Source organism: Acidisarcina sp. (genome assembly GCA_035539175.1).
Taxonomy (GTDB): Bacteria; Acidobacteriota; Terriglobia; order Terriglobales; family Acidobacteriaceae; genus JANXZS01.
The window spans coordinates 605,123-617,702 of the sequence record DATLIY010000007.1; the positions used below are offsets into that span (position 1 = coordinate 605,123).

Below are 12,580 nucleotides of genomic sequence, written 5' to 3' on the forward strand. Positions count from 1 at the left end.
CTAGTGGTGAAGAAGAAGATCCGCTGCCACCGACACAAAGAACAGCATGGAGATGATCCCGTTCATTGTGAAGAAGGCCGCATTCAGACGGCGCAGATCGCGCGGCGAGACGATCAGGTGCTCATAAAGCAGCAGGCTCGCGACGACGACAAGACCCGCCTTCGCAACCCAGCCGAGAGCAAAGGCATGAATCAGCCAGACCAGCAGCGCCAGCATGATCAGGTGCATTGTGCGAGCAACCCAGAATGCCGCCGTTATTCCCCATGCCTGGGGCACGCTGTTTAGTCCCACGGTGTGGTCATGCTCCGCATCCTGACAGGCGTACAGCACGTCAAATCCCCCGCCCCAGAAGAGCACTGCACCGGTCAACAACAGGATTCGCGGGTCAAGCGTACCACGCACTGCAATCCATGCGGCGGCAGGAGCAATCCCCATCGAGAGCCCCAGAAAAAGGTGCGACCAGCGGGTGAAACGCTTGGTATAGGAGTAGAACAGCACGATCCCCAGCGCCACCGGCGACAGGAGCAGTGTTAACCGATTCAGCTGCGCGCTCGCCAGCAGAAAAGCCACCGCCATTGCGACAGTAAACAAGCCAACAAACCCGCGCCCCAGCAGTCCCGCTGGAATCGCACGCGCCTTGGTCCGGGGATTGGCCGCATCCAGATCGGCATCGGCCCAGCGATTGAAAGCCATTGCCGCCGAGCGAGCCGTCACCATGCAGACAATGATCCACCCGAGCGTTCCTAGATGGGGAATTCCACCGGCAGCCAGCATCGCCCCTGTAAGGGCGAATGGGAGCGCAAAAACCGAGTGCTCCCACTTGATCATCTCCAGCGTCACACCGACGCTGCGGAAAAATGTCATTGGTACTCTCCAGTCAATAGTTTACCGGAGGTTCTCTCGCTGCAAAATGCCGGGTGAGAGGTCGCTCTATACACAAGCGCCTCTATCCAATGGGTAGAGGCGCTTGTGCGATGCAGCGGCGGCGCTGCTTATTTCTTCTTCTTTTCCGTTGGCTGATTGGCCACAACAAGGTTGTTCGTCACCTTGAAGACACCGGGAACCCCATTGGCGCGAATGAACGCCGTGTCCTTATCTGCCTGCGAATCCACGACGCCATAGAGTTCCACGTTGCCCCGATCCACCGCAATACGAATCGGCTTGGCGGGGTCAATCGCGTACTTGTTCAGCGTGGGGTAACCATACACAGCACGCGCGACCTCAAGACGAATCCTGTCATCCATCGGCGACGGCGGCAGCACTTCGATATCGTCGATTACATCCTTCACGCCCGGGTAATTGCTCACCAGCGAGAGCGCGGAGTCCTTATCCATCGGCGTGCGAGCGCTGCCCCCCAGGGTCACCACTCCGTTTTGCACGCTCACCTTGATGGCATTAAAGACATTTCCGTAACCGACGCGATCATATTGCAGCTTCTCTGCCAAAGCCTGTCCCAACTCCTGATCGGAAATCTCCTTGCCACCCACTTCGATCTGGTTGCGAACCGCGACCACGTTCTTCACGTGATGCGCCTTCTTATCCGCGTCTTGCTTGTATTCGTAGAGGGAGGTCGTACCGCTCAGCGTAATGACGCCGTTCTGCACCGTGGCCTGAATCCCTTGAAACCGTGACTTGCCTAACTGCTTATTGATGTCCGTCTGAATCTGGCTGTCATTCTGTCCCGCAGCAGAACTCGCCTGTTCATCAGCGATAGCTGCTGCATGTGCCGGAACAGCTATCGGAGCAATCCATAGAAACACCGCCAATATACCCGTATATCCAATTCTTACTTTGGTCATATCGAGCTTTCTCCTCAAAGCCATCGCTCGCGGTGCTGCTGCCATGTAGCTTCAAAGTCACCAACGGTACGATGCAGGGCACGACACCGCGAAACCGCTGATAGTAAAGACTGGATTTTCCGCAAAATGGATGCAACGCCATGAAAATATGTTTGCTATGGCGAGGGTTGCCTGTAACTAGCGATAGCGCCTGTGAACCTTGACCACCATGCTGAAAACACCGTTTTCATCGCGTACGGCAACCAGGGAAACGTTCCGCGTGATGCCTATCTGCGCCTGGATCAACTGCTGCGCCGTGCTGTTGACGTTAGTGGCATAGGTCAGCGTAACGTTTCTTGAAACCTGCTGCTCTACCGTAATGCGGGCGGTTGAGTTGCCGAGCGAACCAACAAACGTGGGATCGATCTTCACGCTGCCCACACCGAATAGCTTCTGCACGCGGTTGCTGACTGTGGCGTTCAATGCGCCACCCAGCAGTGCATTCGTGGTGGAGTTTGTACCTGCATTCTGCTGCTGCTGCGTGAACATGCTCTGCTCTTCCTGCGTGCGTCCAAGCGCGAGCAGTGCAATCACGTCCGACTGCGCCAGCGGCGGCTCCGAGCGATAGGTCACATTCAACTTGTTCGCCGTGCCATGCAGGCCAATCGTGATGTCGTAGTTCTCCACTCGGGCCGTCGCATCCAGATCGATCGTTGGATCGATGCGCACCGGATTTGTGAAGTAGATGTCGCCATGCTGCAGCTGATATTGGGTGCCGGCAAAGTTCGCACTGCCTTCCGTCACGTTGACGCGCCCCAGCACCGAAGGGGAAGCAACCGTGCCACGCACGCGCAGATCCACATCTCCCGCAAGCTTCGCAAAACTATTCTGGAAATTGAGAGCGGGCGCCGAGGTGATGTGAATGTCCAGACGCACATGATTGGAAGGCGCATTCGGATCCAGCGGAGGCGCCACGCTCGTAGCCGAGCCCACCAGTCCGGAGATATCCAGGTTGGGATTGATGGCGAAGCGCGTAATCAAAATGTTGCCACTCAGGAGCAGATCCTTTTGCGATCCCTGCAGCCGAAGATTGGCATCGCCCATCGAGCTGACTCCCGTCGGGTAACGCATGCGAATATTCTTCCCTGAGGCAGTCAAGTCTCCGTAGAGGCCCTGCTGGTAGGTGATGTATCCGCCAATCTTCAACTGTCCCCCGCCCGTCTGCGCGGTCAGGCTCTTTACGTCCAACCGATCCTGGTTGAACTGCAGCGTGCCGTTGATCTGGCTCAGTCCGTTTGGCAGGTCCTGCAGCGTCACGACGCCATTGGTAAAGCGCACCTGCCCGCTCAAATCTGGCCGATCGAGCGTTCCCCGCGCATCGACGACAAAATCTACCCGCCCTGAAGAAGCAATATCGGGATTCAGAGTCTGCGCAAGCTTTAGATTGACGGCACCATCCCCGTGCAACTTCATTTCGCCGTTTGCGAGAACGCTCATGCTTCCCTGCGCGCGCAGATTGGTGTCTTCCCCGGTAATATGCAGCGGATCGAGCGTCAGAATTCCGTTCTTGAGAGCAGCATGGATGGGACCGTCGCTCGCCAGCGGCACGCCCGCCAGCGAAACAGCAAATTGACTCGCACTCAGTTCGCCATTCAGGCGTCTCGGCTCTTTCAGCGGGCCACTTACGGTCGCCTGCCCCTGGATCGAAGAGTGCGCGGTAAGCCCCTGAATTTTGGCAAAGCGCAGGATCGGATCGATGTCCAGCCCGGTAAAGACCAGCTTCGCCTGGGTCATGTAGCCATCGCGCAACTCGGTCTGGCCGTTGATACGCATCTGCGCGCCTGCGAGTTGAGAGTTGGCGGTGTAGAACAGAGATCCATGCTCCGCGTGGGCATCGGCATCCAGAGTTCCCAGTTTCTGATTGTCTAAAAGAACATCGGCCAGATGGGCATTGGCGTGGATCGTCGGGTTGTCGATCGCGCCCGAACCATGCGCCTCGAACGTAAGCTTTCCGGTAAGTCCGAGATTCTGGCGCTGGATCCGGCGGAAGTGCGAAAGCTCGAATCCCTGCCCCTTCGCATCCGCTCGAAAGCGCTTCGATCCCAGGTCGTAGGCCGCATCCCCTGTGATTGTTCCGCCATTCTGGGAGAAGGTCAGCTTCCGGATAGCAAGCTCGCGACCGGCAAAGCCCAGGTCGGCATTCAGGCTGCGGTACGGTTCCTCATAGATTTCGCCACCCTTGACCGAGAGATGACCGCCGCCATTCAGGTTATTAAGCGTTCCGCCAGCATGAACATCCATGGTCAATTTGCCGGTGACGGGAACCTGCTGCTGCCCTGCAATCGCAAGCACATCGGTCACATCCGCATCCTGCACCCCAAGGGTAGCGTTGATCGCCGATTGCTCGTCGAAATTCACATGATGCGGGCTGAGGCGGTGCGGCCGGATGGAGCCAGTCGCATGCACCACCGTATGACCGCGCGCGATTGTCGCCTGTTGAATCGAAATCTGCTCCAGCGAATATTCTCCCGTCGCGTCCAGCCGGTCCCACTGGATTTTTTGCTGCCCGGCGGGAGCCGCGGGAGGAGCGGTCGTTGCTGTACCAAGCAAAGCAGCAGGTCCTGAAGTAGCACGTGCTGGAGTCGATCCGCTCGCAGCAGGCGCCGGGAGAACTGTCGCAAAGTTCGTAGCAACGACGTGGCCCTTCACAATCGGCTCATAGATGGTTCCCGTTACCTGGCCGTGGAACTCCGCCTGTCCCTGCAACTCAACGGGCAAGGCCTGCACGCCATGTTTGCCGTTTGCCACCAGCCCCAGGGCGTTCAAGGTACGGTCAAACTCCCCCAGATTCTTCGTGACCAGGTCACCCTGCAGCGCAGAAGTCCGGCTCTCGGGATATACGCCAAGCGACCCTTTCACGCTCAGATGCGTGCCGGGCGTCTGCGCCTCCAGCGCCTGAATCTCCACCGTGCCATGGCGATTGAAATACTCCGCATCTACCATGCCAGACACCGGAACCTCTCCCTTGGCCGCACTCCGCGTCGGCATCATCGTCATCTTCGCCTTCAGGGTCAGATCGTCTCCGCCCCCTACCCAATCCACTTCCACCGGGCCGGAAACCGCCGTGTCGAAACCGAGATCCTGATAGCGTCGCGCTGCCGTAGCCTTCAGAATCTCTCGCAACGTAATGCCAGATAGTCTGGCCCGTATAGTGCCCGTCATAGGCTGAGGCTTGGATGGCGCAGAAACCGCATGCCCATTCCGAGGCGAGGCAGACTTATCTTCCACAGCCGGAGACGCGGTCCCCAGCCAATGCGAGAGCCGCAAACTACCCTGCACTTCGCCCTCGTGATCCAGCGTCGCTACCGCGTCCGTCAGCAGCAGTTCTTCTTCTGTCGCGTGGATCCTGGTCGTGGCATTCGCACCTCTCACGGTTACATAAGGGGTTGCATAGGTGGCGCCCTGAACATTGGTGTCACCCTCCACCACGAACTTGCTCCGACCGCCCTGCCCCTTCAGACGAAGAGTCGCGATTCCACCGCCAAGGCCTTCCACCTCTGTCAGTGACTCCACTTCGCGGACGTCGATCTTACCTGTCATGGCGAAGTGCCATTGCGGATTGGCAAAATCCTCGATCCCGCCCGACGCTTCCAGCAGGGACGGACCCGTCTTCAAGTGAAGAGCATTCAATTGGGCCGAGTTACGCCCGAGTTCGAGGTTGAGATCGAGGTTGGAGCGAATCGGGGGCTCCTTGCCACGGTGGGCGGTAAGATCTGCAACGGTTACATTTGCAATGTAGCGATCCTTGCCATTCGCGGCAGGCACATAGGCAACAGTGGCGCCAAGGTCCTTCGCGGCCAGGTCGAAGGGGATCTTCTTTTGGTTGACGATCACCCATCCGTCAGCAATCTCCGTGCGATCGACCGCGAGATCAAACAGCGTGTCCTTGATCGGCTTGCCCGGTGCAGAAACCACCTTGGGCCTGGGCTGATTCGTGCTGCCGTCCGGATAGATGATCAGATGAAAGACAGGGTGCTCGGCGACGAGCAGATTGAGCCCGATCTTCGGTTGCAGGAAGGCAAGAATCTTTGCCCGAATCCGCAGCTTGTCGACGTGCGCATAGGGGATCTCTCCCGGGCCTTCCAGCCCATGAACGGTCAGGTCATCGGCCTCCAGTTCAAGGTGCAGCAGTCTCCAGCGGAAGGACTTCAGTTCGACATGCCCTCCCGTTGCCTGCTCGATGGTCGCGATCACCTTTCGCCGCACGCGATCCTGAAACTGTGCCGAATTGGCAAACCAGGCCAGCAGCACAACGCAGATAGCGATCAGCGCCAGCACTCCGCCGGTAATCGCGAAGACGTGTTTCCAGGGAAATCTGCGGCGCGGCAGATCCACGGGCTGAGGATCAGGGGTTGGCGGGGCGTTCATGCCACACCTCCTGGATCGTCCTGCCCGCTCGGGTTCCTGATGCCGTAGCTGGGATCGAGGACGAGCACATCCCCCTGATCCCTCAGACTCTTCAGCCAATCCTGCAGCAGCACGTTGACCTTCTCCTGCAACAGAATCTCCTCGATCCGCGACTCAATTGTATTGAGCGGCGGAGGGGTGACCTTCTCTTTTTCAAACTGCGGGAGCAGGTGCTTTTCGTAATAGGTTTCGATCTCGGAATGGGGGACCCGGATACCGGCGCGAAAACGCGCCTCGATAAACTTCAAAATTCTAAGGCGCTCGCGCCAGCGAGCCTCCACTTGCTGCTCGGTAAAACCGTTGGCTGCAAGAAAGTTGTGCCATCCTTCGGCTGTCCCGCAGTGATAGCGCACGCAAGCTGGTATCTGCTTCTTCAGCTCATCGACCCGTTGCAGCACCTCCTGCTGACTTGGTTCCGGCACTTTCAGACGCTGCTGGGGATCGTTCATCTGCTGCAGAATCAAGGTTCGGTTAACCAGACGCTCCGCGGCAGCCATACGGGAGTCATCCCCTGCCGCAGATGCATAGGGCTGCAGGGCGGCGTAGCGCACCTCCTCCTGAACATCGCTCTCCAGCAGCACATCCCCGTTGATGATGCCGATCACGTGATCCAAGAGGACCGGGGTTCCCTCCGCGGCGGGCTTCGTCTCTGGATTTGGCTTCGTCTCTGCGGCTGGCGCAGCCTGCGCACGCAAAACGCCGGACGAGCCAAGCACCAGCGCGACCCCCAGCAGGCCGAGCCTCGCGAGATGTCGTTTCGCAGTCAAAAGCTTTGCCCCATGCTGAAGAAGAAGTTGAAATGCGAAGCCTGCCCGACATGCGGCTGAAAATTACGGGCGGTGCTATTGAAGGTTACCGGATAGATGGGCGGATTCATGTTGTAGCTGAAGTCCAGCCGCACCGGGCCGATCGGAGTGTGGTAGCGCACTCCAAGCCCCACCGCATGAGAAAAGTAGTCAAAGCTGCACGCCGAGGAGGACGAAGTGCTCGACGTGGTGAGCACCCGGCATGCATCCTGATGCGGTTGACGAACGCGGATGGCGCTGGACCAGATTTTGGTAGGCGTCTCCACAACGTTTCCCATGTCATGAAAGAGCACAAATCCGAGGCTGGTGCCGACGAAAGGCAGCGTTGGATTGGGCAGTCTCACCTCGGTTGTATTCACGAAGGCTCCCTGTCCGCCGATGGGGAAACCCGTCTGCAGATCACGCGGCCCGGCGGCGTTGATAGCAAAGCCGCGATGCGAGGAAGCGCCACCAGCATAGAGCCGCTCCGGCAGTGGAATCGCCTGCAGATCCGGCCGGCCAAATGGGTTCTCGAAGCCGTAACGGGTATTGCGCGCCAGCACCCAGTGCCGCTTGCCAAATTGATAGTAGCTGGAGTTTGTGTAATCCACGCGATTGAAGTCCGCTTCCGACCCGAAGGACGAACTAGCGACAAACTCCTGCAGACTGTTATACGTGCCGCGATGCGCATCGAGTGGTTGATCGCGCGTATCCCGAATCCAGGTGAATCCCGGACCGCCGACACGCACGGGTTGCGAAAGAAGCGGGATCGTTTCCGGCGCCACCTGGATGCTGTTCTGGTCCACCTTTACGCGACGGAATGTCATCGAGTAAATCAGAGTATTCGCCCGGCTAAACTTACTATTTTCTCCCAGGAAATGCTCCGTCACGCGGAAGGAACCTTCCAGCCACGATGCAGCATAGGTGGTGATGTCCTGGCTATTCGTATATCCGCCAGATAACGAAATGTCGAAGTTTGGATGGTTGAAGAGGTGCGGAGTCTCCCAGATCACCGTGGCCCGCCGCTCCAGCGTGCCATAGGACGTCCGGAGCGAGATCGACTGGTCACGCCCGTGCAGATTGATACGCGTCAGATCAAAGAGAACCTTGGGGCTCACACTCGCTTTGCCGTCGGGCTTGCATCCTGTGGTGGGGCAAACCCGCGAGGGCGTCCCTGTCTGCGCCTCGAAGCCAAAGCCATAGTTGATGTCCCAGCGGCGTGCCTCGGTCAGTTGCAGCAGCACATTCTTACGCAGTTCCTGGCCATCGGGATTCTGAATGGCAGTGCTGACCTCATTAAATAAAGCCAGATCGTAGAGGCTGCGCTGGGTTTCCAGCAATGCACTCTCGTCCAGGGCATCGCCTGCATGAATCTGAACTTTGCGGTCGACCACCTCCGGATGGGTGTAGCGCAAACCGGAGATGAGCACCTTGTTCACAAAGATTTGATCTCCCTCTGTGATCTTCATCGTCACATCTACCAGTGCGGAGTTGGCGGGATCATCTTTCTGCTGAACCTGCAATTGCATCCGTTCAAAGCCATTGGCCAGATAGTAGGCTCGGATGGCATCGCGGTCTCCCGCAACGTTCTGCGGAGAATAGGGCTGGCCCACCTGGGTATTCAACAACGGGCGCAGTTGCTCTACCGAGACCTTCTGGGTGCCTTCGATGTCAAAGCGTCCAATCTTCTGCTGCGTCCCTTCCTCAATCTCGTACTTCACACGCAGATGAGCAACGGCCTTCGGATTTGTCATGTGATCGTCCGTATCATCAATCGTCGACGACACTTTCACCTTGCTGAAGCCGTTCATCTGATAGATGGCCGAGATGCTGCCTACATCGGCATTCACCAGGGACTGGCTGAACAGCCCGTGACGGGCGAAGACGTCGGCCTTGTGCACGGTCAAATGCTCCTGCAGGGTATCGCTGCTGAAGTACTTGTTTCCGACAAGCTCCACGGAGTCCACGCGGTGGAGCGGTCCCAGCACCACATTGAAAGTAACCTGCGCGTGCCCTGCATCCAGATTCGAGATCGTATGCGTTACCGTAACGTCGAAATAGCCCTGGCGCTGGTAATAGTCACGCAGAGTCCTGTCGCCCTCGTTCAACAGGTCTTCATCGACGGCTCCCTCTTCATAGACCGGAATCAGCTTGCGGATCTTCCCCGCACTGAGGTGCACGCCCTTCACATCCACCTTGACGACGGGGCCCTGGTTCGCATTGAAGTCATAATCCAGGGTCCTCTTGGGCGGCTGATACTCCTTGGACTGCATCGTGACATCGGCCTCAAGCCTGTCCTTCTTCTGGTAATTCTTACGCAGATTCGACAGTGCCCGGCTGACTGTATTGCGGTCTACCTTCGATCCCTTCTTCAACTTCGCTTTCTTGCGAAAGGTCTCTATCGGCATCCCGCTATCGCCCTGAACCTTGACATCCCCCACACGCGCTTTCTTCCCTAACACGACTGTGTAGATAACGTTTGTCTGCTGATCTGCAGGTTCGGGATCTTCGGTGCGGGAGATCTGTGCTTCGTAATAGCCGTTTTCTGAGAGGGTCTGCTGCAACAGCTTATCTGCCTGCTGCAACTTTTCCTGGCTAAAGATGGTGCCCGGATTGAGCTTGGTAGCACTCACAAGTTGCGTGGTGAGCTGGTCGCTCCGGATGCCCCTTACTTCTATTCGCCCCAAAAAGGAGCGAGGGGTGCCTTGAAAGATCAGCACGACGCCCTGAGGCGAGCGAATCCCCAATACCTCAATCCCGTTGTATAGCCCGGTGGAAAACAGGCGCCGCAAACTCTGGCGGACCAATTCCGGATCGAGGGGACTACCAATGTGCTGAGCCAGTGTCGAGGGCAATGGCTCCAACTTGGCTGCCTCCACACCGCGAAACTCGATTCCCGTCACCGTTTGTCCCTGCCAGGCGCGCAGGCTGTTATTGGAGTTGGACGGCGGGGCTGCGACTGCCGGGGGTGCAACTGTTTGCGCGACGGGATCCTCATTCGCCTGGCCGGTCGTGCCCGGATGCGACCACTCCGCAGCCGGATCGGAAGCAAATTCACGGATGGAAGCCGGAACGGCATTCACGGCACGCGGCGGCGGACTCCCTCCACGTGAGGCTGGCGAATCCTCTGGGGAAGCACCTTGGGCTCGAGCTATCGATCCCAGTGGAAAAACGTTCAGGAAAAAGCAGAGGATGCCGGCGAGAATGGCTCTGCCGGCCTTGCGAACGATTCCTCTCGATGTCCTCAAAAAAAACAATCCAACCCCTTACCCGACGTGGCGTCTTGTCCAATGACAATATGAGATGCAGCCTGTCTCTTTTCTTAAGCCCAGGCCGAGCACAGGAAGCAGCCGCCGGATGATCCTTCGACACTTCCCTGCACTGATTCTCTATACTAATGAGGGAACGTCATGTCTCAACACTCATCGGCGAATTTGCATGGAGATCGTTACTCCCGGCAAGTGCTTTACCCGGGCATCGGCCCGGAAGGTCAAACCAAGCTCCTCCACGCACGTGTCGCCCTGGTAGGGTGCGGAGCCACCGGAGCCGCCGCGGCCAGCCTGTTGGCGCGCGCGGGAGTAGGCACGCTCACCATCATAGATCGCGATTTTGTAGAATCGAGCAACCTGCAGCGGCAGGTGCTCTTTGACGAGGCCGATGCCGAGGCCGCCCTGCCCAAAGCCGAGGCCGCGCGACGCAAAATCGCCCTCTTCAACAGCGAAATAACCGTTCATGCGCAGGTCGCCGATCTTGTCCCCACGAATATTCATCAATTGATCGGCGATGCACAGCTTATCCTGGACGCGACCGACAATTTTGAGACCCGATATCTCATCAATGACTTTGCGGTAGAGCAAAACCGGCCCTGGATCTACGCTGCCGCGGTAGGCGGCTACGCGGTTACCATGAACGTCCTTCCGGGGCAGACTGCCTGCCTGGCTTGCCTCTTTCCCAAGTCGCCAACCGGTCCGGTCGAGACATGCGATACCGCTGGAATCCTGAACACGGCTGTCAACCTTGCCGCCTCCATCGAGGTGACGGAGGCCCTGAAATTCCTGGTAGGCAAGCCGGAAAGGATGCGCCGGACCCTGCTCTCCCATGACCTATGGTCAAGTGAGCGCGCGGAGGTCTCGGCCGCCCAGCCGCGGCCGGACTGCAGCGTCTGCGTCGATCGCGACTTTACCCATCTGCGCGGCGAAGGACGCGCTCACATTACGCTGTGCGGAAGAAATTCCGTCCAGATCCATGAGCACTCCCGCCCCGTAGACTTTGCTGAAATGGAAGCCAGGCTGCGCCCCCACGGAAACGTGCGATTTAACGATCTGCTGCTGCGCTTTGAGCGGGGGGAGTACACCATCACGCTCTTCGGCGATGGGCGCGCCATCGTCCAGGGAACCACGGATACGATGGTGGCACGCAGCCTTTATGCTCGCTTTATCGGCGTTTGACGTCGCAGATGTCCGCGCAAAGGCGGCAGAAATCGGTCTGAGGCAACGCTTTGCGCTGCAACAACCTCATACCTTAGAACTGCACAACGCTTCTCATGTGGCGTGAGACCACTCTATGATTATGGCTGTAGACTGCGAGAAAGACATCCCGACTGTTCGAAAACCTCGCATTCCAACCAAGGAGGCGCCGGTGAGCGTCGCTCCCCAGAAAAACCCGAATCACCATATGCGTCGCAATCCTCCGATAGCAGGCGAGGCGGAAGCCATTGCAAAAGCGCAAGCTGGTGATGCCCATGCTTTTGAGACCCTTTATTCTCTGCATAAGCGACGTGTCTACTCCCTGTGTCTCCGCATGCTCGGTAATGTAGCCGAGGCGGAAGATCTGACGCAGGAGGCATTTCTGCAGCTTTACCGCAAGATCGGAACATTCCGGGGCGATTCCGCGTTTTCTACCTGGCTGCACCGCCTGGCGGTCAACGTGGTACTGATGCATCTCCGCAAAAAGGGGCTGCCCCAGGTTTCCCTTGAAGAGACGCTCGAACCTTCCCAGGAAGATGGCCCACGGAAAGACATTGGAGCGCGCGACCTCATCCTGTCCGGCTCTCTGGACCGTGTTACGCTCGAGCGAGCTGTGGAAAATCTTCCTCCGGGATACCGGCTGGTCTTTGTGCTCCACGACGTGGAAGGGTACGAGCACAACGAGATTGCCGCGATGCTGGAATGCTCGATCGGCAACAGCAAGTCGCAACTTCACAAGGCTCGGATGAAACTCCGCGACCTTTTGCGATCCGGTCAGCGGAAGGAGGCAACTCTGTGAATGAGATGCCTAAAACAAACGATGGAAGAGACATGACCTGTAGCGAATTTCAGCAGCATTTGCCGGAGCTGTTCGAATCCGGGATAGACCTGGAACAGCATCCCCATCTGCAAACATGCGAGAACTGCGCGGCCTTGGTTCGTGACCTGCAATATATCGCACAGCAGGCAAAACTGCTGTTGCCGATCCATGACCCGAGCCCGACAGTGTGGACAAAGATCCGGACAGCGATCGACCGGCGCCCCGAATAGGCAGTCGGGGGTAGTCACTCGCATCCTGGGCCCG

General features: G+C 58.0%; 8 protein-coding genes. 3 read left to right on the forward strand and 5 right to left on the reverse strand.

The annotated features are described in order from the left end of the window. The 5 genes from VM554_05280 to VM554_05300 all read right to left on the reverse strand — a co-directional run bounded on the left by VM554_05280 (position 1) and on the right by VM554_05300 (position 10,278). Entirely contained in the window at positions 1-864 is an 864-nt protein-coding gene (locus tag VM554_05280) for a UbiA-like polyprenyltransferase (protein ID HVJ07774.1), read from the reverse strand. 128 nt (positions 865-992) lie between these two features. Next, positions 993-1,799 (reverse strand): BON domain-containing protein, encoded by an 807-nt coding sequence (locus VM554_05285; GenBank protein ID HVJ07775.1) that lies wholly within the window; start codon positions 1,797-1,799, stop codon positions 993-995. 177 nt (positions 1,800-1,976) lie between these two features. Continuing rightward, entirely contained in the window at positions 1,977-6,206 is a 4,230-nt protein-coding gene (locus tag VM554_05290) for a translocation/assembly module TamB domain-containing protein (GenBank protein ID HVJ07776.1), read from the reverse strand. Next, positions 6,203-7,012 (reverse strand): hypothetical protein, encoded by an 810-nt coding sequence (locus VM554_05295; protein ID HVJ07777.1) that lies wholly within the window; start codon positions 7,010-7,012, stop codon positions 6,203-6,205. Before VM554_05295 ends, VM554_05290 begins: the two co-directional genes overlap by 4 nt. Continuing rightward, positions 7,009-10,278, reverse strand: coding sequence for a POTRA domain-containing protein (locus tag VM554_05300; protein HVJ07778.1), 3,270 nt, complete (start codon positions 10,276-10,278; stop codon positions 7,009-7,011). The genes VM554_05295 and VM554_05300 overlap by 4 nt, the downstream gene beginning before the upstream one ends. A gap of 162 nt (positions 10,279-10,440) precedes the next feature. Here VM554_05300 and VM554_05305 point away from each other — a divergent pair, with 162 nt between their 5' ends. The 3 genes from VM554_05305 (at position 10,441) to VM554_05315 (ending at position 12,546) form a co-directional block, all read left to right on the forward strand. Beyond that, a complete protein-coding gene (locus tag VM554_05305) occupies positions 10,441-11,478 on the forward strand; it encodes a ThiF family adenylyltransferase (protein ID HVJ07779.1) in 1,038 nt (345 codons plus the stop codon). A gap of 190 nt (positions 11,479-11,668) precedes the next feature. Then, complete coding sequence (locus VM554_05310) at positions 11,669-12,295, forward strand: sigma-70 family RNA polymerase sigma factor (GenBank protein ID HVJ07780.1); 627 nt, start codon at positions 11,669-11,671, stop codon at positions 12,293-12,295. Next, on the forward strand, positions 12,292-12,546 hold the full coding sequence (locus tag VM554_05315; GenBank protein HVJ07781.1) for a hypothetical protein: 255 nt from the start codon (positions 12,292-12,294) through the stop codon (positions 12,544-12,546). Before VM554_05310 ends, VM554_05315 begins: the two co-directional genes overlap by 4 nt. Positions 12,547-12,580 lie beyond the last annotated feature (34 nt).